Origin of the sequence: Anthropogastromicrobium aceti (assembly GCF_020687335.1) — a bacterium.
Classification (GTDB): domain Bacteria; phylum Bacillota; class Clostridia; order Lachnospirales; family Lachnospiraceae; genus Anthropogastromicrobium; species Anthropogastromicrobium aceti.
In genome coordinates, this window is sequence record NZ_JAJEQN010000009.1 from 51457 (window position 1) to 72239 (window position 20783).

22 protein-coding genes and 1 pseudogene are annotated in these 20783 nt (G+C 40.7%); 22 read left to right on the forward strand and 1 reads right to left on the reverse strand.

The window, feature by feature from the left end; translation table 11 throughout:
- The first annotated feature begins 210 nt into the window (after positions 1–210).
- Complete coding sequence (locus LKD48_RS05095; RefSeq protein ID WP_308731411.1) at positions 211–1164, forward strand: AraC family transcriptional regulator; 954 nt, start codon at positions 211–213, stop codon at positions 1162–1164.
- On the opposite strand, the gene LKD48_RS05100 is transcribed toward LKD48_RS05095, so the two are convergent.
- A complete protein-coding gene (locus tag LKD48_RS05100; protein WP_308731412.1) occupies positions 1161–2525 on the reverse strand; it encodes an MATE family efflux transporter in 1365 nt (454 codons plus the stop codon). The genes LKD48_RS05095 and LKD48_RS05100 overlap by 4 nt on opposite strands.
- 156 nt (positions 2526–2681) lie before the next feature.
- On the opposite strand from LKD48_RS05100, the gene LKD48_RS05105 reads away from it, so the two are divergent.
- The 21 genes and pseudogenes from LKD48_RS05105 to glgA form a co-directional block, all read left to right on the forward strand.
- The gene (locus LKD48_RS05105) at positions 2682–3641 is read left to right on the forward strand and encodes an AAA ATPase domain-containing protein (protein ID WP_308731413.1); all 960 of its coding nucleotides are present in this window, start codon (positions 2682–2684) and stop codon (positions 3639–3641) included.
- Positions 3638–4147 (forward strand): stage III sporulation protein AB, encoded by a 510-nt coding sequence (locus tag LKD48_RS05110; RefSeq protein ID WP_308731414.1) that lies wholly within the window; start codon positions 3638–3640, stop codon positions 4145–4147. Before LKD48_RS05105 ends, LKD48_RS05110 begins: the two co-directional genes overlap by 4 nt.
- A 15-nt stretch (positions 4148–4162) precedes the next feature.
- Positions 4163–4357 carry a stage III sporulation protein AC gene (spoIIIAC, locus tag LKD48_RS05115; RefSeq protein WP_066558867.1) on the forward strand — a complete coding sequence of 65 codons (195 nt, stop codon included), beginning with the start codon at positions 4163–4165 and terminating at the stop codon, positions 4355–4357.
- An 8-nt stretch (positions 4358–4365) separates the two neighbouring features.
- Positions 4366–4743, forward strand: a complete 378-nt coding sequence (locus tag LKD48_RS05120) for a SpoIIIAC/SpoIIIAD family protein (protein ID WP_118612913.1) — start codon at positions 4366–4368, stop codon at positions 4741–4743.
- Between the two features lie 36 nt (positions 4744–4779).
- A complete protein-coding gene (locus tag LKD48_RS05125) occupies positions 4780–5970 on the forward strand; it encodes a stage III sporulation protein AE (RefSeq protein ID WP_118612914.1) in 1191 nt (396 codons plus the stop codon).
- A 26-nt stretch (positions 5971–5996) separates the two neighbouring features.
- A complete protein-coding gene (locus LKD48_RS05130; RefSeq protein WP_308731415.1) occupies positions 5997–6515 on the forward strand; it encodes a stage III sporulation protein AF in 519 nt (172 codons plus the stop codon).
- Between the two features lie 17 nt (positions 6516–6532).
- Positions 6533–7153: a SpoIIIAG-related protein gene (locus tag LKD48_RS05135; RefSeq protein WP_308731416.1), complete on the forward strand. Its 621-nt coding sequence runs from the start codon at positions 6533–6535 to the stop codon at positions 7151–7153.
- 8 nt (positions 7154–7161) lie between these two features.
- Entirely contained in the window at positions 7162–7791 is a 630-nt protein-coding gene (locus LKD48_RS05140; protein WP_118612957.1) for a SpoIIIAH-like family protein, read from the forward strand.
- Positions 7792–7867: 76 nt separating this feature from the next.
- Complete coding sequence (locus LKD48_RS05145) at positions 7868–8242, forward strand: Asp23/Gls24 family envelope stress response protein (protein WP_227099842.1); 375 nt, start codon at positions 7868–7870, stop codon at positions 8240–8242.
- A gap of 80 nt (positions 8243–8322) precedes the next feature.
- Entirely contained in the window at positions 8323–8760 is a 438-nt protein-coding gene (nusB, locus tag LKD48_RS05150) for a transcription antitermination factor NusB (protein WP_066558897.1), read from the forward strand.
- Entirely contained in the window at positions 8760–9971 is a 1212-nt protein-coding gene (gene xseA / locus LKD48_RS05155; protein ID WP_308731417.1) for an exodeoxyribonuclease VII large subunit, read from the forward strand. Before nusB ends, xseA begins: the two co-directional genes overlap by 1 nt.
- An 18-nt stretch (positions 9972–9989) precedes the next feature.
- Positions 9990–10220 carry an exodeoxyribonuclease VII small subunit gene (gene xseB / locus LKD48_RS05160; RefSeq protein WP_118612918.1) on the forward strand — a complete coding sequence of 77 codons (231 nt, stop codon included), beginning with the start codon at positions 9990–9992 and terminating at the stop codon, positions 10218–10220.
- Positions 10220–11107 (forward strand): polyprenyl synthetase family protein, encoded by an 888-nt coding sequence (locus LKD48_RS05165; protein ID WP_227099928.1) that lies wholly within the window; start codon positions 10220–10222, stop codon positions 11105–11107. Before xseB ends, LKD48_RS05165 begins: the two co-directional genes overlap by 1 nt.
- Before the next feature lie 40 nt (positions 11108–11147).
- Entirely contained in the window at positions 11148–13004 is a 1857-nt protein-coding gene (gene dxs / locus LKD48_RS05170) for a 1-deoxy-D-xylulose-5-phosphate synthase (RefSeq protein ID WP_308731418.1), read from the forward strand.
- A 30-nt stretch (positions 13005–13034) separates the two neighbouring features.
- A complete protein-coding gene (locus tag LKD48_RS05175) occupies positions 13035–13838 on the forward strand; it encodes a TlyA family RNA methyltransferase (protein WP_308731419.1) in 804 nt (267 codons plus the stop codon).
- 18 nt (positions 13839–13856) lie between these two features.
- On the forward strand, positions 13857–14717 hold the full coding sequence (locus LKD48_RS05180; protein WP_118612921.1) for an NAD(+)/NADH kinase: 861 nt from the start codon (positions 13857–13859) through the stop codon (positions 14715–14717).
- A gap of 39 nt (positions 14718–14756) precedes the next feature.
- Entirely contained in the window at positions 14757–15209 is a 453-nt protein-coding gene (locus LKD48_RS05185) for an arginine repressor (protein WP_118612922.1), read from the forward strand.
- A 21-nt stretch (positions 15210–15230) separates the two neighbouring features.
- Positions 15231–16922, forward strand: a complete 1692-nt coding sequence (gene recN, locus LKD48_RS05190; protein ID WP_308731420.1) for a DNA repair protein RecN — start codon at positions 15231–15233, stop codon at positions 16920–16922.
- 48 nt (positions 16923–16970) lie between these two features.
- The gene (gene spoIVB, locus LKD48_RS05195; protein ID WP_308731421.1) at positions 16971–18041 is read left to right on the forward strand and encodes a SpoIVB peptidase; all 1071 of its coding nucleotides are present in this window, start codon (positions 16971–16973) and stop codon (positions 18039–18041) included.
- A gap of 201 nt (positions 18042–18242) precedes the next feature.
- Complete coding sequence (gene spo0A / locus LKD48_RS05200; RefSeq protein WP_308731422.1) at positions 18243–19058, forward strand: sporulation transcription factor Spo0A; 816 nt, start codon at positions 18243–18245, stop codon at positions 19056–19058.
- 156 nt (positions 19059–19214) lie between these two features.
- Positions 19215–20651 (forward strand): annotated as a pseudogene (gene glgA / locus LKD48_RS05205) (glycogen synthase GlgA); the annotation flags it as partial.
- Positions 20652–20783 lie beyond the last annotated feature (132 nt).

Sequence of the window (20783 nt, forward strand, 5' to 3'; positions counted from 1 at the left end):
TACCTCCATTTAAAAAGTTGCTATGTATATATTGATAATAGTATACCATATTATCTTGTCAAGAAAATGGAGATTTCTTTCATTGGTAAAATTTCTCCTCAAAACTTTTTTACTCATTTTTTACAAGAAAAAGATAGACAGATGTGCTAATATTGACATTTCATCCATTTTGGCATTATAATGAATTATTATTCGGAATGGAGTGAAAATATGTATTATGTGATGGACAGCAGAATCGTACCGCAGATACATCTGGCTGATTATTGGATATTAAAACCGCCGTGTGCGCATAAAAAGCGTGTACCGCATGAATATATAGCGTACTTGATTCAAAAGGGAGAGCTTTATTTGGCAGAGGATGGAATTACATATCATCTGCACCCAGGCGATTTTATTCTTTTGGATCCTGATAAATATCATGAGGGAAAGCAGATTACTTACTGCGAATATTATTACATTCATTTTCAGCATGATATGATTCATCTGATGACTCATCCAATGTTGGAAGAAAGCGAAAATAATGAAATAGACGAGTCCAAAATGCACGAACAAATGCTTCAGCTTCGTTGTGCAGCAATGCAGAGTGATTCAAGCGAAGCACCTAATGAAAAGAGCCATCAGCTTATGCTTCCTAAGTATTGCAATATTCAGGATGAGACAGTTTGGGGAGCGCTGATTCAGCAAATTCAGCAAGTGGTATCGGCAAATTCCGACCATATGGAATATTATAAGGATTTGAGCGGCGCGCAATTTCTAGCATTTTTAATTCAGCTTTCACGTGCCAGTCTGACATTTGCGTTGCAGGAAAATAAAATGATAACCGCCCGTGGCTATAAGAAAGTTCTTGAAGTGCAAAGTTTTTTGCATGAAGCCTACAAGGAACCGCTCACGGGCGATTATCTGGAAGAAAAATTTGATATCAATTTTGATTATCTGAACCGTCTATTTAGAAAGAATATGAAAAAAACGGTATTTCAGTATTTGCGTGACATTCGCATCGCGCATGCTAAGCAGCTGCTAACAACGACCTCCATGCGTATAATGGAGGTCAGTGAGTGTGTTGGCTTTGCTGATGAAAGCTATTTCAGTAAAGTTTTTAAGAAGCAGACAGGCGTTTCACCTGCAGATTATGCCAAAACACAGGAAATAGCACAACACAATTAAACAACTGTCTTCTTCATCCATTTTTTTGATTTCCAACGGAAGAAGTAGTTAATTCCGCGGAAGGCTTCGTCCATGGCAAAGGCGATCCAACAGCCTGTCAGTCCAAGTCCGAGCTTTACGCCTAGTATGTAAGAAAATAGTACGCTCATTGCCCAACAAGAACAGATAGAGACAATCATTGGAAAGACTACATCACCGGCACCGCGCAGAGAGTTCTCTTCGATATGGTTAAAACCGCGGAAAATCTCAACGAAAATATCCCAAAACAAAAGTGCACAGCCAACCTTAAGAATATCAGGGTCTTTTGTAAAAAGAGAAAGAAGCGGACGGCCAAATAGAAACAGTAAAATCGACAGCGTAGCATTTAGTAAAATCGTGACCTTTAAATTTTGCAGATTCAGCTTATATGCTTGATCGTATTTCTTGGCACCGCATAGCCATCCAATCAAAAGTGATGTTGACATTCCAAGGGAAAGGCCAAGCACATAAACATAAAAAACAAGATTGGAGACATATATTTTAGTTGAAATCGCGGAGACGCCAACTAGTGCAATAACAGATGTAGTTACAGTCTGCGATACATTGTAGGAGAGTGAGCTGATTCCGCCTGGAAGACCAACACGCAGAATTTCCTTAATCTTTAACAAGCTCTTTGGCCTCATCTTGTGAAAATCAAGCTGCAGCGGAAGACGAAACAGACAAATTATAATGCAGATAAGAGCAACACCACGGCTTATATTGCTGCACCATGCAATTCCCGATACGCCTTTAAGAAAGAATGGGAATGGTTGGAAAATAACGAGATAATTCAGTGCAGCATTTAAGATATTCATACCAAGAGAAATGCCAACGGAAATCTGAGGAAAACCGTAGCTTTTAAAGATTGAGGATATAATTACAAAAAGTGCTGGCAGAAATGAAAACTGCATGCAGATCGAAAAATATTTTGCAGCATCATCTAAAACATCTCCCTTTATATTAAGAAGTGTCATACATGGACGAGCAAATATAGACATTAAAATACTAATAACTGCACTTAGGGTAGCACCAAAGACAAGCGCTGAAAATACAGCTTCTGAGGTCTGTTCTTTTTTTCCTGCGCCAAGATGATGGCATAAAACAATGGAGACACCCGTTCCAATGACGGAGTAAAAAGTATAGATCATGCTGGAAAACTGACCGGCAGCACCCACGGCGGCAACAGCATTATCCGAAAAATAAGAGAGCATAAAGGTATTGACCGTCTGCATGAAATTCATCAAAAACATTTCAAGAAAAAACGGAATGAATACCTTCGTAAGTGTCATTGTACCCTGAGAGGTTTCAACAGTTCCAAGAGTTTTGTCATAAGAAAACAACATTTTAATTGCTCCTTCCCGATTTTTAAGTATGCATTTACTGTTATTATAAATCAACAGATAAAAAAGAGAATGGAACACAGAGAGATAATTTGTAAATTAGCGACTTTTTGCATAAAGATTATGGACTTGCATATAGTTGTGTTAGAGGTGATGTCAATGCAGACAGATGCCATCTGGCAGATTTTGCCACAATCTATAAAAGAGGCATTAAAAAAAGGAGGCATTTCACTTGATTCATTTGAAGAAATACGTATCCGTACACAGAGGCCTGTATCGGTGCGAAGAAAAATGAATCTTTTTTATTTGAATCAAAACGGGAGTCTTACAAAAACTCTATCACCAGAAATGTCACTCGTTATTTCGTCAAAGGCAGAGATGGAGCAGATTTTATTAAATGCAAGTCGTTTTTCTGTATATGCAGCCGAAGAACAGATTCGTCAGGGCTATTTGACTATTCAGGGGGGACACCGCATTGGAATTTGTGGAGAGGTAATACTTAGTGATGGAAAGCTCCAGGGAATACGTAAGATCAGCTCGTATAATATTCGAATGGCTAGGGAAGTACGCGGCTGTGCCAGAGAAATCTATCCATGGCTGTGGGAGAAAGAGCGATTTTTAGATACGCTGATAGTATCACCGCCAGGGCTTGGAAAGACAACTCTTCTTCGCGACCTTGTTCGTCTGATTTCAGATGGAACAGGTATTCATCGTCCTCTTACCACTAGTTTGGCAGATGAGAGAGGAGAAGTGGCCGCCTGTATAAGCGGTATTCCGCAAAATGATGTTGGACAAAACACAGATGTTATGGATGGCGGAAGTAAGACAGATACGATGATAATGCTTCTTCGTACAATGGCACCGCAGGTGTTAGCTGCAGATGAGGCTGGAGGAGAAGAGGACATAAAGATATTCATACAGGCAAAAAAGTGGGGAACAGCGCTTTTAACGACAGCGCACGGAACAATAAAGCAGCATCTTTTTGATCAAAAGATTTCTGGATTATTTTCGCGGTACATAGAAATTCAAATAGACAATGACTGTTCCAGAAATGTTTTGATTTATGATCAGAATAGGCAACTTATGACGACTGTAGAAATTGAAAGGAGTTATGAATGAAACTTGCAGCAGCTGTTATAATAGCTGGAACTTTGTTGTCCATTGGATTTTGTATGGAAACATCACGAAAGGAGACGGCAAAACAGCTGCAGGAATTGATTCGTTTCCTTCTCTTTGCCGGACAGGAGATTGAAATAAGAGGCAGCATATTGGAGGATGTTTTTACAAAAGCATCATCAATCACGCAAGGGGCGACAAAAGAACTAGTAAGCAGGATGGCGAAACGTATGGCAGAAGGCGGCGATTTTTTGCAGGAGTGGAGCCATGCTGTAAACGAAGTATATAGGAAAATGGGTTGGAATGAGCAGGAAGAGGAATTGATTCTTCATTGTGCATCTGATTTTCTCTTATTTGAAAGAAAAATGGTAAAAGAGCAGCTTTTCTTTGATGCAAATCAGCTTTCACAGCTGTATGAAAAGCGGATAACGAAGCTTGGAAATGAGTGTAAGCTATGCCGCGTTCTTAGTTTTTGCGCGGCAGCTTTTCTTCTTATTTTGCTATGGTAAAAGGGGGATACCAGAATGGATGTCAATCTGATTTTTAAGATCGCGGCTGTCGGAATCCTGGTAACAATCATACAGCAGGTATTAAAGCAAAGCGGCCGTGACGAGCAGGCATTTTTGGTATCCTTGTCTGGTTTGATTCTTGTACTGTTTTGGCTGATTCCTTATATCAGTGAATTGTTTGACAGTATTCGAAATCTATTTGCACTGTAGGAGGGCGCATGTGGAAGATTGCGGCAGCAGGTATTGCGTTTACATTGTTAGCGGTTTGCCTGAAACAGATAAAAGAAGAGTATCGTACTTATCTGATGTTAGCTGCAGGATTGTTTTTTGGCTATTATCTTCTTGAACAGATTCGCTATTTAATTCAGAGCATGAATCAGCTTCGCCAGTATCTTTCAATTGACAACATTTATATGGAAAGCATTCTTAAAATGATAGGAATTACATGTTTGGGCGAATTTACATGTGATTTTTGTAAAGACTGCGGACAAGAGGCACTTGGACGTCAGATTTCAATGGCGGCACGACTTACAATTCTTGGTTTTAGCATGCCGATTGTGCTGGCTGTTTTAAAAAATGTTTCTAAGCTGATGTGAACATAACAAAAATGTGTTGTGGATAGAAGGGAGCATATGGCAAAAAGATGCAGGCAGCTTTGTATCGTATTATTTGTGACATTGTGGTTTATTATAGCAGAAGGCAGTTTTTGCAAGTTGGTGCATGCAGAGTTATTACAGGAGAAATCAGAAGAAAGCGACTTTGCAGAAGACATGGATGAGGCACTGTCAGAGCTTGATTTATCTGATTTGGAGCAGTTTGTATCTGATAATCTTTCAAAGACACATATAGGTTTTGGTGAGCTTGTTAGGAATTTGATTCATGCAGACAGGCCAATATCATTTTCAAAGCTTTTATCAGATATCGCGTCAGTTTTAATTGGAGAGGTGCAGGAAAATCGTACACAGGCAGTTTCTATTTTGCTGCTTGTGGTTTGCTCTGCAGTTCTTAGCAGCATAGCATCTGTTTTTGACAGTGATCAGATCGCGGGACAAGCATGGTTTGTTGTATTTTTGATGATTACAGCCTCTGCACTTGCAGGATTTGTTCAGAGTTGTCGTCTTGTGACGAATTGTCTTAATCTTATGATTACATTTATGAAAATGCTTTTGCCTGCCTTTTGCTTGTCAATGGTTTGTATAACAGGTGCGGCATCATCAAGTTTGTATTATCAGGCAACATTTGGCATGATTGGACTGATAGATGCAGTTCTTGTTTATGCAATGATACCTATTATTAAGCTGTATTTTGGCGTATCAATTTTAAACGGGCTTACAGGGGAAGATCGTTTTGCCGGGATGGAGGAGCTGATAAAGATGATCTATGAGTGGTCAATGAAAACACTTTGTGCTGTAATTGTTGGTCTGCAGGTGATTCAGGGATTGATTGTACCGCTTGCCTCTAGTGCAGGACCGGCATTTGCTCAGAAGCTGATTGGCTCCATACCTGGAATTGGAAGTGGTATAAAGAGTACAGCTGAAATAATAATAGGAACAGGTACGCTGATTAAAAATGGAATTGGTATGGCAGGGTGTATTGTTTTAATACTTGTAAGCATATATCCGATTTTGCAGATGGCAGCTATTGTTCTGATTTATTATGGGATTGCAGCAGTTGCCAGTCCTATCTCAGATAAGCGTATGATCACAGCACTTCAGGCAGTCTCATTTACGAATCGTATGCTGTTAAAAACGCTTTGTATGGCGATTTTTCTATTCCTGATTACAATTGCAGTAATATGCGCATTTACGAATCGTGTGCTGTAAGAAAAGCTTATCAGAGGAGGATTATTATGACCGCAATTCGTGATTATCTGCGTCAGATCGCGGGTTATCTTATTTTATCAGTGTTAGTAGAAAATCTTGTTGCAAAAAAAGAATATGGTCCATATATTCGCTTGTTTTTAAATCTTCTTTTAGTATTGCTGTTTGTTTCTCCGATTTTGTCCATTTCAGCTGAGCGGGTTGGTCAGACTTGGTTAGAGGCTGGAGCTTTTTTCTCAGAAGGAACTTATTTAGAAGCAGATTTGCAAAAATTAAATGATAAGCAGACTACGCTTGAAGTGTCTGCCCAGAAAAAGATCCTTGAGCAGCAGATAAGAGATCTTCTAAAAAAGCGTGAGTGTTTTTTAGAAGATCTGTCGCTAGAGACTGATTCTAGTGGAACGATCATACAGATTGAGGTGACAGTAAGTGAAATAAAAACGAATGAAAAAGATCATATGCAGATAGGACAAGATGAATTGAAAAAATATTTGGAAGAGCAGCTTTCATCCACATGCAAGATCACAGTTATTTTTAAAGACAGATAAAAATAAGGAGCAAGGTTATGAAATCCAAATGGCTTTCTGAATTAAAAAAGATTGGTTTTTTGCGGCTTGGTCTTTTAGCAGTTGCAGCAATTATTCTTATCATCTGTTCCCTTCCACAAAATCAATTATCAAACTTAAATCAGGCAGGTACTTATTCTAATCAGGCACAAAGCATGGGCAGCAGTTTAGATACAGATGGTGATACATCTTTATTTTCTTATGAGCATGAGCTTGAAAAACGTCTGGAACAAATCCTTGGAGGAATGGAAGGCATCACATCTGTTGATGTGATGATCACTCTTTCTGCAACGTCAGAAAAAGTGCTTGAAAAATCAATTCAGCTTGAGGAAAATAAGCAGGAGATAGAAAAAGGAAGTGGAGAATCGTTAGAAAAAAGTGTAACAAGCAGTCTTAGCAAAAAAAATGAGGCTTTGCTGACAGGAAACACCTCAGGCAGTATGCCATATATCATAAAGGAAATGAGCCCATCAATTCAGGGTGTGGTGGTAGCTGCTAGGGGAAATATCACGCAGACAAAAATTCGTGAGATCAGTGAGGCGGTGCAGGCATTATTTGGTATAGAGGCGCATAAAATTAAGGTAATTGAAAAGAAATCTCAGGCGGAGGAAGCAAAGTGAAGCGGATCATGAGAAAAAATCAGGTAATTATCACCGTACTTGCAGTGATGATTGCGATTGCTGGGTATCTTACATATGCCGGAAGAGTGGAAGTTGCTGACAGTAGGGATATCAGCATGGAAAACACAAGTGATGCTAAAGAGGCAATTGCAGAGTATGATACGATCGATACTGCTAAAGAAGATGCCACAGATGCTGCACTCACTGATATCGAAAGCTTAGATCAGGATATTGATGATCCAGGAAAAATGGTGCTGGCAAACGGGCTGACAGTATCTGATTATATGGCACAGACAAAGCTTGCAAGAGAGCAGACAAGAGGGAAAAATAAGGAAGATCTCTTGGCAATTATTGATAGTGATGCGCAGACAGAGTTAGATAAACAAGCCGCAATTGATGCAGTTGTTCGTCTGACAGACTATAGTGATAAGGAAAATGCTGTAGAGACACTTCTTAGCGCGAAAGGGTTTGATCATTCAATTGTCAGCATCACACAGGATGCCGTTGATGTAGTAATCTGCAAGGATAATCTAACAGATGCAGAGCTTGCTCAGATCGAAGATATTGTAAAACGCAAGACTTCCGTAAGTGCATCTCAAATCTGCGTTACACTGATGGGAACAGCAAAGACAGAATAACTTCTTTACAAAAGTCTTTTGATTTGATATAATACAAAAAGGTAAAACGATAGATAGAAGTAGAGGAGGTACCGTTGTGGGATTGGAATCAGAATCTGGAGAAGTTACTATTCCTGTTGAAGAAAGCACCGGAGAAATCAAGATTGCAAACGATGTTGTGGCAACTATTGCCGCACTTGCAGCAACTGAGACAAAAGGTGTTGCATATCTGTCTGGCTCACTGACACATGATGTCATTGCAAAGCATTCAAGCAAGAATCTTTCCAAGGGTGTTATGGTCACAGTCGAAGGAAAAAATGTGTCTGTACAGATTTCACTTATTATCGAGTATGGATGCAGCGTACCGGTTGTAACAGCAAAGGTACAGGAGCGCGTTAAGTCCGCAATTGAAAATATGACTGGACTTGAAGTTACAGAAGTAAAAATTACTGTTGCCGGAGTAAATATGTAAGATCAGGGTGTCGTACCGGCACCCTTTTTGCGCTTATAGTTAAAACAAATAAAAAGAACAGGCAGGAAACGAGGTAGAATTTGAACCGCAGACAGTTACGTGAATACACGTTTAAGTTATTATTTCATGCAAATTTTTATGATAAGGAAGAGCTGAATGAGCAGGCTGACAATTATTTAGAGGAATGTATGTATCCAGAAGAAGGTCAGCTGCTTTTAATCGAGAAGGAAAAGGAGCAGCTTGAGAAGCGCTTTTCCATGATCGTAGAAAAGCTTCCTGAAATTGACGAAGAAATCACACAGGCGGCAGAGGGCTGGAAGCTTAGCCGTATGAATAAGGTTGATTTGTCAATCATTCGTCTTGCAGCATATGAGCTGATATTTGACGAGGATGTTCCAGGAAAAGTAGCCATCAATGAGGCTGTCGAGCTTGCAAAAAGCTATGGAGGAGATGAGTCACCTCAGTTTGTAAATGGTGTGCTGGCAAAGCTTGTTCATAAGCATCCGGAGCTGGCTTAATGGCATCTGTCTATACAGTAGCACAGGTCACATCGTATATAAGTCATCTGTTTGAAGAAGATTTCGCCCTGAAGAGGATTTCCATTCAGGGCGAGATTTCTAATTGCAAAAAACATTCAGGCGGTCATCTGTATTTTACCTTAAAAGATGAAACGAGCACACTGTCATGTGTGATGTTTGCGTCTAATCGGGCAAAGCTTACATTTATTCCATCAGAAGGTATGCGTGTGATTGCAAGAGGCAGTGTTCGTATTTACGAGCGTGATGGTGTCTATCAGCTGTATGTGACGCAGCTAGAGCCAGCAGGTGTAGGAGAATGGTTTCGCCTTTTTGAAGAGCGAAAAGCTCAATTTGAGGAAATGGGCATGTTTTCAGAGGAATATAAAAAGCCGATTCCCCGCTTTGCTAAAAAAGTAGGTGTTGTCACTGCAAAGACAGGAGCTGCCATTCAGGATATTATAAATATTACACACAGAAGAAATCCATATGTTCAGCTGATTTTATATCCGACGCTTGTTCAGGGTGAATCAGCAGCAGTCAATATAGCTGCAGGAATTGACTATCTTGATACACTAGGACTTGATGTGATCATTGTTGGACGCGGAGGCGGTTCAATTGAAGATTTGTGGGCATTTAATGAGGAATGCGTAGCAATGGCCATTTTTCGCTGTGAGACACCTGTGATTTCAGCAGTCGGCCACGAGACAGATTTTACCATTGCCGATTTTGTTGCAGATTTGCGTGCACCAACACCATCCGCGGCAGCTGAACTTGCTGTATTTGAGTATGATACATTTGAAAATACACTAAATTTTTTTGCAGCACAGCTTTCGCAGAGTATGCAAGCACTTATAGAGAGCAGAAAAAAGGAACTTGAACATGCAAAGCTTTCACTAAAAGTTTCTCATCCAAGCGTACGATTAAAAGCGCAAAGTGAAACGCTTAAGCAGTACGAAGCACAGATAAAAAGGCAGATAATGCATCTGATCGATCAAAAAAAAGCACAGCTTTCTATTGCAGCAGCAAAGTTAGAAGCGCAGTCGCCGCTTAAAAAGGTAGGAGGCGGATATGCATTTTTGACAGATGAGAATAAAAAACCAGTTTGCAGTGTGAATCAGATGACACCACAAACAACATTTTTTGCTTATCTAAGTGATGGTATCGTGCAGGCAGATGTGACAAAGTGCATGCCAAAAGACAAGATGGAATGATAAAAGAGGCAGCTTTTGATGAATAAGAAAAAACAGACAAAAAACATGCTAATGGATATGACAATAGAAGAGCAGCTTCTAAAGATTCAGGAGATTGCAGCTGAACTTGAAAACGGCAGTCTTGGACTCGAGGAGGCGCTTGCAAAATATGAAGAAGGTGTACGTCTTGTTCGCGGGTGTGCAGGTCAAATCGACCGAGTGCAAAAACGCATTACAGTCATAGAGACAGAAACAGAGGATGAGTTATGATGGAATGGAAAGAAGAGTTACAGCAGCATACAAAAGAGGCAGAGAAGGTTGTACAAGGTTATCTTCCTGAGGAGACTGGTCATCAAAAACTTCTTATCGAAGCATCTAATTATAGTGTTTTAGTTGGTGGAAAGCGTCTTCGCCCGATGATTATGTTAGAAAGCTTTAAAGCTTTTGGCGGAACAGGAAATGTTGTGGAGCCGTTTATGGCAGCACTTGAGATGATTCATTCAGGATCACTTGTACATGATGATCTTCCATGTATGGATAATGATGAGTATAGAAGAGGAAATCTGACTACATGGAAAAAATATGGCTATGATATGGCCGTGCTTGCAGGAGACAAGCTTTTTATCTATGCATTTGAGATAGCAGCAAAGGCATTTGCGCTGACAGATCGTGCTGATCTTGTTGGAAAAGCTATTTCGATTTTGGCAAATAAGGCTGGAATTTATGGAATGATCGGAGGACAGAGTGTAGATGTTGAGTACACAGACCGTCCTGTAACAAAGAGCCAGCTTGAATTTATATATGAATTAAAGACAGCAGCGCTTTTAGAAGCAGCAATGATGATTGGTGCTGTGCTTGCAGGAGCAGATGATAATCAGGTAAAAGCAGCAGAGCAGATCGCCCATCATGTAGGCATGGCATTTCAGATTCGTGATGATATTCTCGATGTAATTTCTACGACTGAGGAGCTTGGAAAGCCGGTAAAGAGCGATGAGAAGAATAATAAGACTACCTATGTGACAATTTATGGACTAGATGGTGCTTCTAAGCTGGTAGAGGAATATTCTCATACAGCAATGACACTTCTTGATCAGGTATGTCCGAATGCATCATTTTTAAAGCGACTCTTCGAGTATCTAATTGTAAGAAAAAAATAGGCATTATTTTCAAACCAAATGATGCTAAAGGGGGCCGTTTATGGTACTTGATAAAATACAGAGGCCGAATGACGTCAAAGAATTAAAAGAGCAAGAACTTCCTATTCTGGCAGATGAGATTCGGCAGTTTATAATTGATAAAGTCAGCGACAATGGTGGTCATCTTGCCTCGAACCTCGGAGTGGTGGAGCTGACAATTGCACTTCATCGGTGCTTGAATTTCCCACAGGATAAATTGATTTGGGATGTAGGACATCAATCATACACACATAAAATCTTGACAGGACGAAAGAATGGCTTTGACTCACTTCGCAAATATCACGGCATGAGTGGTTTCCCAAAGCGTGATGAAAGTAATTGTGATGCATTTGATACGGGTCATAGCTCTACGTCCTTATCAGCAGGACTTGGTATGGTTTGTGCACGAGAGCTCAAGAAAGAAAAATATAAAGTTGTTTCTGTGATTGGTGATGGTTCTCTTACAGGCGGCCTTGCTTTTGAAGCACTTAATAACGCAGCATCGCTTAAGAGTAATTATATCATGATCTTAAACGACAACCATATGTCTATCTCTGAAAATGTTGGAGGGCTTTCGCATTATCTGGCAGGTGTGCGTACTGCAAAGGGCTACACTAATTTCAAGAAAAATGTGAAAGCATCATTAAGCAAGATGAATGCAATTGGAGAGGAGCTTGAGCGCAACATTCGCCGTGCGAAGAGTATGCTGAAGCAAGTTTTTATTCCGGGAATGTTTTTCGAAGATATGGGCATCACATATCTTGGACCTATTGATGGTCATAATATTGAGGCACTTACAGAGGTCATTGAGGATGCCAAACAGGTAGAAGGTGCGGTGCTCATTCATGTGATCACAGAAAAGGGAAAGGGATATGAGCCGGCACAGCTTCATCCGGAATCCTACCATGGAGTTGGACCATTTATAAAGAAAAATGGAATGGCGAAAAAGCCAAAGGAAGAGGCAACATATACTGATATCTTTGCAAAAACAATTTGTGAACTTGCACAGACGCACGAAAAACTTGTAACTATTACAGCAGCTATGATGGACGGCTGTGGCTTAAAAGGCTTTGCAAAGCGTTTTCCAGATCGCTTTTTTGACGTTGGCATTGCTGAAGAGCATGCAGTGACATTTGCATGCGGTTTGGCAGCAGGTGGTTTTCATCCGTTTTTTGCAGTATATTCCTCTTTTTTACAGCGAGGCTACGATCAGATACTGCATGATATGTGTATGCAGAATCTTCCTGTTACGCTAATGCTTGATCGTGCAGGACTTGTCGGAAATGATGGAGAGACGCATCAGGGTGTGTTTGATTTATCGTATTTGACAATGATTCCAAATATGACAGTATTTGCACCGAAAAACCGCTATGAGTTTCAGGATGCTATTGCATTTGCTGCTGATTTTGAAGCACCGATGGCAATTCGCTATCCGAAAACAGATGCAGTGCGTGTATTAAAGGAATACCGTGAACCAATAAAGCTTGGAAAGAGCGAGTGGATTAGAAGAGGCAGCCGTGTAGCGCTTCTTGCAATTGGCACTATGGTAGAGACAGCCATGGAGGTTGAGGAATTGTTGGCAAAGGATGGAATCGATGCAACAGTTGTAAATCTTCGTTTTGCAAAGCCGCTAGATTACGAGATGCTTGATGAAGTATTAGATTATCACAGCCTTATCGTTACAATGGAGGAAAATGTGCTTTCAGGCGGTGTAGGTGAGCATATTTGTCGTTATGTCGAGATGCATTCTACTGGTGTGCGTGTTATTGCATGTGGCATTCCAGATAAGTTTATTCATCAGGGTTCTATTAAGGAACTTTTAGAGGAGACTGGGCTGGATGCACAAAGTATTTATCAGAAAATAAGTACCATGCTGTAATTAAAAAAGTGAGTTAAAGGACAAAATAAAGTGAAAGAACGTTTAGATGTACTATTAGTAAATTTGGGATACGCGCCTTCAAGAGAGAAGGCAAAGGCTGTTATTATGTCTGGCTGTGTCTATGTGAATGGACAAAAGGAGGACAAGGCTGGCACGATGTTTGATACGTATGCAGCGATTGAGGTGCGCGGCAATTCGTTAAAATATGTCAGCAGAGGCGGATTGAAGCTGGAAAAGGCAATGGAAGAATTTGCCATCGCACTTGACCAGAAGACATGCATGGATGTAGGAGCCTCCACTGGCGGTTTTACCGACTGTATGCTTCAAAATGGTGCTGTTAAGGTCTTTGCGGTTGATGTCGGTCATGGTCAGCTTGCATGGAGTCTTCGAAATGATCCGCGTGTCATTTGTATGGAGAAGACGAATATCCGCTATGTTGTGCCAGAGGATATTGGATGCGCCGTTGATTTTGTGTCAATTGACGTTTCATTTATCTCGCTTACAAAGGTACTTGTTCCGGTAAAGGAATTGATGGCAGAGCGTGGACAGATAGTCTGCCTTATTAAGCCGCAGTTTGAGGCTGGAAGAGAAAAGGTTGGCAAAAAGGGTGTTGTACGCGAGAAGGAAACTCATATGGAGGTTGTGCGCATGGTGATGGACTTTGCACTATCCATTGGTTTTGGCGTGCTTGGCCTTGCCTTCTCACCAATTAAGGGACCAGAAGGAAACATTGAATATCTTCTTTATCTTCAGAAAACACCGACAGAGGAAGAGTTAAATCGGCCTCTGCCAGATGTAAAGGCACTTGTAGAGCAGTCACATGAACTGCTGTAAGCTGACTGGGAGGAAGCTATGAGGCATTTTTATGTAATTGCAAATTATGCAAAGCCGCACACACTTTTTTGTGTGCAGGAAATAAAAGAATACCTGACAGCGAAAGGCGCAGAGTGTGTCATTGCCGGACCGGCAGCTTCGGATAATGGCCGGTATCACTATACAGATACTGGCCGGATTCCCGGCGACACACAATGCGTTATTGTTTTAGGCGGTGATGGAACATTGATTCAGGCAGCACACGACTTAAAAGGTACAAGCTATCCGCTGATCGGCATTAATCTGGGAAATCTTGGCTATCTGTCAGAAGTAGATCAGGAAAATCTGTTTCCAAGTCTCGACAGACTTTTGATGGATGATTTTTTTATCGAGGAACGTATGACGCTGCTTGGCGAGATTGTGCGTGATGGACAGATTGTCTGCAGTGATACGGCATTAAACGACATTGTTCTGACGAGACTTGAAAGCATGAAGATGCTTCGCTTTTCTCTCTATGTGAATGATCAGTTTATCACAAGATATAATGCAGATGGCATTATTGTTGCAACACCGACAGGCTCTACGGCATATAGTCTTTCAGCAGGAGGGCCAATCGTACTTCCGACCTCAAATTTATTTGTGCTTACGCCAATCTGTGCTCAGACACTGACAACGGCAAGAAGCATTGTTCTTCCGGATAATGCGTATATTCGACTGATTGTTGAGGCAAAGGATGGCATTCGCATGCTTCATCAGGCAGTAAGCTTTGACTCAGACAATGTGGTATCAGTGCATCCAGGAGATGAGATTGTGATAAAAAGTGCATCAGATAAGGTTAGATTAATCCGTTTGGATCAAAGAAGCTTTTTAGATACGCTTGGAAAAAAACTGAGCCGATAAATAAAAAGCCGCGAAAAAAGTTTTGAAAAGGAGATGGCTATGAAAACGGTACGACAGCAGCGCATATTAGAGCTGATTCAGATGCATGATATAGAAAAACAAGAAGAACTGGTGCAGATGCTTTGTGAGGATGGTTTTGATGTGACGCAGGCAACTGTTTCAAGAGACATAAGCCAGCTTCGGTTAAAAAAAGTTTCTGGAAAAAATGGAAAACTTGTCTATAAGGCAGCAGAATCAAAGCACCAACAGGCCGAACCAAAATATCTTCGTATTTTAAAGGAATCTTACGTCAGTATGGATATGGCAATGAATATACTTGTCATAAAAACAGTTTCTGGTATGGCAATGGCAGCGGCAGCAGCACTTGATGCGTGTCATTTTAGTGAGATTGTCGGATGTATTGCAGGTGATGATACGATTATGTGCGCGGTTCGTACCGTGCCCGACACCATTCATCTGATGAAAAAAATTGAGAGTATTCTCAATGATTGAATATAGAAAGGCAGGAGAAAAATGCTGGACAGTCTGTACGTCAAAAACCTCGCTCTGATCGATGAAGAAGAGGTGACTTTTACAGAAGGATTAAATGTCCTAAGCGGAGAGACGGGAGCAGGAAAATCCATTTTGATTGGTTCTGTTTTGATTGCACTTGGGGCAAAGGTACACAAAGAGATGATTCGCGCAAATGAAAAGGAGGCTTATATTGAGCTGATTTTTTCACCGACACATCCGGCAGTTCTCGAAAAGCTTCGAGAATATGATATTGAACCAGAAGATGGCCAGCTGATTATTTCGAAAAAGATCACTGCTTCAAAGAGCGTGAGCAAAATCAATAAAGAGGCATATCCAGCCTCGAAAGTACGCGAGGTTGCGTCACTTCTTCTTGATGTGCATGGTCAGCATGATCATCAGGCACTTATTCATCAGCATAAGCAGCTTGAGATCGTAGACAGAAGCGGCGGAAAAAAATTAAAAGAAGCAAAAGAACAGACAGCACAGTATTACCGCGTATGGAAACAGTATAAGGATGAGCTTGACAGTTACAGCGTAGACGAGGACGAGCGGCTTAGGCGCATGGATATTTTATGTTATGAGCTTGATGAGCTTAAAGAGGCATCGATTACACCTGGTGAAGAGGCACGTCTTTCAAAAGAATGGAAACGCTTATCGGAGCGTGAACATATCATAACAGCGTATCAGGAATTGACATCACTTTTAGGCTATGAGTCAAATGGTGCCTGTGATCTTTGTGGAAGAGCAGAGCATGCATTAAAAGGTATTTCAGATGCAGACGAAGAAGCGCAGTCTTTATATGATCAGCTTACGGATGCCGAGTCAATTATTCATGATATCTGTCGTGAAGCTTCAGAACGTCTTGATGCAATGCAGGATGAGGAGCTTGATACAGCAAAGATTGAAGAACGTCTTGATCAAATTCGTCATCTTATGCAGAAATATCGCTGTGATGAGGAAGGGTTGCTGGAGCTGACAGAGAAAAAAGAGCAGGAGCTTGAAAAATACCGTCATTTCGAGGAAGAGAAGGCGCGGGCACAAAAATTATGTCAAAATGCATTTGTTAAGTTAGAACAGGCCGCAAACGATCTTAGCAGCAAAAGAAGAAAATGCGCAGATTTACTTTGCAGCCAATTGATTAAGGCACTTGTAGATTTGAATTTTTTAGATGTGCGTTTTGAGATTCATATGGATCAGACAGAGCAGATTGGTCCAGGAGGAAAGGATGTCGTTACATTTTACATAGCGACAAACCCAGGAGAAGCACTAAAGCCGCTTGCTGCTGTCGCATCAGGTGGTGAATTATCAAGAATTATGTTAGCGGTGAAGTCTGTTATGGCGCAGAAGGAAGAAATAGAAACACTTATTTTCGACGAAATAGACACGGGAATCAGTGGCCGAACAGCACAAAAAGTCGCAAAACGTCTGTCAGAAACGGCAAAAGGAAGTCAGGTTATTTGTATCAGTCATCTGGCTCAGATCGTTTCAATGGCAGATACGCATTTTTTAATTGAGAAAAATGCAGAAAATGAAAGAACGACAACACATATCACAAAACTATCAGAAGAGGAAAGCATCCGTGAAGTTGCAAGACTTCTTGGCGGAGCAGAAATTACAAAGAACGTTCTTGATACAGCAAAAGAGATGAAAGATATGGCAAATAGAACAAAAGAATCCCAGATTACAAAATGATAAACAAACGCATACTAACAGCAGAAAAATGAAAGGAAGGCTGTTGGTATGCAAATGAAAATAAAGTACTTTAAAATACGAAAGGCTGTGGCAATTATATTTGCCATAGCCATAGCAGTTTGCTGTGCACATCACAGTTCATTTCAAAGTGTTGCAGCGACTGCGATGAAAAATACGGCTGTTCAAAACACTGTCCAAATGCCGCAAGTATATCCATGTGGATTTCCAGTTGGAATTTATATGGAAACAGAAGGTGTTATGGTGGTGACAACGGCGCAGATTCCAACAAATATGGAAACACTTTCTTCTCCATGTGAGGGCAGCCTGCAGCAGGGAGATTATATTACGTCGATCAATGGAAATCCAGTCAACTCGAAAGAAGAACTGGTTTCTAGTGTAGAAGCATGCGCGGGACAGCCGCTCACTCTTCATATTGTTCGCGAACAGGAATCGTTTGACATTTCTGTACTTCCTATTCAGGATACAAGCGGAACGTATCGTCTTGGTGTATGGGTCAAAGATGATGTGCAGGGAATTGGTACGCTGACTTATATAAGTGAGGATGGTCATTTCGGTGCGCTTGGTCATCCAATTAACGACAGCGATACAGGAAAACGAGTTAGTGTGCGAAAAGGTGGTCTATATGAATCGCAGATTCAGATGATAATCCGTGGCAAAAACGGTACACCAGGATCGTTCTGCGGTATAATCTGTTATGATACATCTACTTTTTTAGGAAACATTTATGAAAATACAAGTTGTGGAATTTATGGAAATGTATCTGCTTTGATGAAAGAAAAATTAGTAAGATCAGCATTAATGCAGATGGCACACAAAGAAGAGGTTGTCTGCGGAAAAGCTTTTCTTCGCTGTGCAGTAAATGGCGAGCCGCAGGATTATGAAGTAGAAATTATAAAAACGCAGCCAGGCAGTACTGGAGGATTTCAGATTTGCGTTACAGATAAGCTACTTCTTGAAAAAACAGGCGGCATTATTCAGGGTATGAGTGGTTCACCGCTCATTCAAAATGGCAAAATGATCGGTGCAGTAACACATGTGTTTGTCAATGATCCAACGAAGGGCTATGCAATATATGCAGAAGATATGTTGAATCATTAATATGAAGTGTCGAATTGCCTGAATATTACAAAAGCATAAATCTACATGAAAAGACAGTTCTTTGTCTTATATAGCGCGAAATGCGCGCTTGACTACTCTTGTAGAAAATAGAAAAAACTGCTATAGTGAGTATGTCGATTGAAAAGACAAACGTAAAAATGAATGAACAATTAGCAGAAAGCAAGAGAAAGGATGAGGAAAATGGCAAAATTAAATGTAGCAATTGCAGATGATAATGAAAGAATACTCACAATGTTGGATGAGGTATTAACAGCAGATGATGATATTACAGTAGTGGGGACAGCTAGAAATGGAGAGCAGGCATACGAGATGATTCTGGATAAGAAGCCAGATGTGGTTTTGCTTGATTTAGTCATGCCGGGAATTGATGGTCTTGGCGTAATGGATAAGGTTCATGCTGAGAAAAATGCGGAGTCGATGCCATCCTTTATCATAATTTCCGGTATTCAGAATGAATCAGTGGCAGAAAATGCCATGTCTGCCGGAGCTACGTATTATATTATGAAGCCGTTTGACAATTTTACATTGTTAAACCGTGTGAAGCAGTTAGGAAGACGAGGCTATGATATGCGCCCACAGCTGTTAACACAGAGTACAGCACTAAAAGAACCTGCGTTTATATATGGAGGACAGGGAAAGAGTTTGGAACAGTATGTCACGAGTGTGATTCATGAGATTGGTGTTCCAGCCCATATTAAGGGATATCAGTATTTGCGTGATGCAATTATTATGTGTGTCAACGATATGGATCTATTAAATTCGATCACAAAGGCATTGTATCCGTCAATCGCTAAGAAATATGTAACAACACCAAGCCGTGTAGAGCGTGCCCTGCGTCATGCTATTGAGGTTGCGTGGAGCCGCGGCAAGATGGATACGATATATTCGTTATTTGGGTATACGATAAATTCTGGAAAAGGAAAGCCCACTAATTCAGAATTTGTGGCGCTCATTGCTGATAAGATCCGACTGGAGCTGAATCTTTTTAAAAGTTAAAGCCAATTGACACAATCAACGAAAATTTGTATTGCATTTTGTATAAAAAGAGCTTCCATTATTCGGCATTTTCGTGTATAATTAAGAAAAAACGATGGATGAAATAGCTGACAAAGGTTGTTTGTCCTGGTACCAAATAGTGGAGGTTTGAGGTTTATGAAGAAAATTCTTTTCGCTGCGTCTGAGTGCGTACCTTTTATCAAGACGGGAGGTCTTGCTGATGTTGTCGGTTCCCTTCCAAAGTATTTTAATAAAGAAGAGTATGATGTCAGAGTAATTATGCCGAAGTACTTATGCATAAAGGAATCTTTGCGCTCCCAGATGAAGTATGTAACGCATTTCTACACCGATTTTTATTGGCGTACACAGTATGTCGGCGTTCTGGAAATGGAGTATGAAGGTGTTCATTTCTATTTTGTAGACAGTGAGTTTTATTTTGGCGGACCATGGCCGTATGGAAATATGTACGAGGATATTGAGAAATTCTGCTTCTTCTCAAAGGCAGTTCTTTCCATCCTTCCATTAATTGGGTTTAAGCCGGATATCATCCATTGTCATGATTGGCAGACAGGTTTGATTCCAGTATATCTGCATGACAGCTTCCAGTCTGATCCGTTCTTCTGGGGCATCAAGACAATCTTTACTATTCATAACCTGAAGTTCCAGGGTACATGGAGTGTGGATACGATTAAGGGCTTTTCTGGTCTGTCTGATTATTACTTTACGAGTGACAAGCTTGAGGCATATGGAAACGGAAACATGTTAAAGGGCGGACTTGTCTATGCAGACCGCATCACTACAGTAAGTCGCAGCTACGCAAGCGAGATTAGAATGCCGTTCTATGGAGAAGGCTTAGATGGACTGCTGCGTGCACGTTCTAAGCAGCTTAGCGGTATTGTAAATGGTATTGATTATAATGTTTACAATCCGAAGACAGATAAGGACATTGCAGTTAATTATTCAGTAGAAGATGTAATTAAGGCAAAGGCAGCAAATAAGACAGCACTGCAAAAGGAACTTGGCCTTGAGGAAAATCCAGATGCATTCATGCTTGGAATTGTTTCACGTCTGACTGATCAGAAGGGACTTGACCTTGTTGAGTGTGTTCTTGATCAGATTTGTGCAGAAGATGTGCAGCTTGTCGTTCTTGGAACAGGAGAGGGCAAATATCAGGATATGTTTACCTATTACTCCAGAAAATATCCAGAGCGTGTATCTGCAAATATTTTCTACTCTGAGGCGCTGTCACATCGTATCTACGCAAGCTGTGATGCGTTCTTAATGCCATCTCTGTTTGAGCCATGTGGTCTTAGCCAGCTGATGAGTCTTCGCTATGGTACTCTTCCGATTGTACGTGAGACAGGCGGACTTCGCGATACCGTTACACCATATAATGAAGTGGATGGAACAGGAACAGGATTTTCATTTACTAATTATAATGCGCATGAGATGCTTGCTATCATTCGTTATGCAAAGAAAACTTATTTCAATGATCGCAGGGCATGGAATGAAATGGTTCTTCGTGCAATGAAGCAGGATTTCTCATGGGATGCATCTGCAAGAGAGTATGAAAAGCTTTATGATGGACTTATCGAAGAAGAAGCACGTAGAAAAGAAGCAATTCGTTTACAGCAGGCGAGAGAGGCTGCTGAGGCTGCATTAAAAGAAGCTGAGAAAGCCTTAGAGCTTGCAAAGCGTGCTGAAGAAAAAGCAATTCGTAAGTTT

Bases quoted from the DNA above. Each gene is read 5' to 3' on its own strand.
- LKD48_RS05110 (WP_308731414.1), top strand. From the start codon at position 3,638: ATGAAACTTGCAGCAGCTGTTATAATAGCTGGAACTTTGTTGTCCATT.
- recN (WP_308731420.1), top strand. From the start codon at position 15,231: ATGCTGGACAGTCTGTACGTCAAAAACCTCGCTCTGATCGATGAAGAA.
- LKD48_RS05130 (WP_308731415.1), top strand. From the start codon at position 5,997: ATGACCGCAATTCGTGATTATCTGCGTCAGATCGCGGGTTATCTTATT.
- LKD48_RS05095 (WP_308731411.1), top strand. From the start codon at position 211: ATGTATTATGTGATGGACAGCAGAATCGTACCGCAGATACATCTGGCT.
- LKD48_RS05135 (WP_308731416.1), top strand. From the start codon at position 6,533: ATGAAATCCAAATGGCTTTCTGAATTAAAAAAGATTGGTTTTTTGCGG.
- LKD48_RS05185 (WP_118612922.1), top strand. From the start codon at position 14,757: ATGAAAACGGTACGACAGCAGCGCATATTAGAGCTGATTCAGATGCAT.
- LKD48_RS05165 (WP_227099928.1), top strand. From the start codon at position 10,220: ATGGAATGGAAAGAAGAGTTACAGCAGCATACAAAAGAGGCAGAGAAG.
- dxs (WP_308731418.1), top strand. From the start codon at position 11,148: ATGGTACTTGATAAAATACAGAGGCCGAATGACGTCAAAGAATTAAAA.
- LKD48_RS05120 (WP_118612913.1), top strand. From the start codon at position 4,366: ATGTGGAAGATTGCGGCAGCAGGTATTGCGTTTACATTGTTAGCGGTT.
- LKD48_RS05125 (WP_118612914.1), top strand. From the start codon at position 4,780: ATGGCAAAAAGATGCAGGCAGCTTTGTATCGTATTATTTGTGACATTG.
- spo0A (WP_308731422.1), top strand. From the start codon at position 18,243: ATGGCAAAATTAAATGTAGCAATTGCAGATGATAATGAAAGAATACTC.
- spoIVB (WP_308731421.1), top strand. From the start codon at position 16,971: ATGCAAATGAAAATAAAGTACTTTAAAATACGAAAGGCTGTGGCAATT.
- LKD48_RS05180 (WP_118612921.1), top strand. From the start codon at position 13,857: ATGAGGCATTTTTATGTAATTGCAAATTATGCAAAGCCGCACACACTT.
- LKD48_RS05105 (WP_308731413.1), top strand. From the start codon at position 2,682: ATGCAGACAGATGCCATCTGGCAGATTTTGCCACAATCTATAAAAGAG.
- LKD48_RS05140 (WP_118612957.1), top strand. From the start codon at position 7,162: ATGAGAAAAAATCAGGTAATTATCACCGTACTTGCAGTGATGATTGCG.
- xseA (WP_308731417.1), top strand. From the start codon at position 8,760: ATGGCATCTGTCTATACAGTAGCACAGGTCACATCGTATATAAGTCAT.
- xseB (WP_118612918.1), top strand. From the start codon at position 9,990: ATGAATAAGAAAAAACAGACAAAAAACATGCTAATGGATATGACAATA.
- spoIIIAC (WP_066558867.1), top strand. From the start codon at position 4,163: ATGGATGTCAATCTGATTTTTAAGATCGCGGCTGTCGGAATCCTGGTA.
- LKD48_RS05100 (WP_308731412.1), bottom strand. From the start codon at position 2,525: ATGTTGTTTTCTTATGACAAAACTCTTGGAACTGTTGAAACCTCTCAG.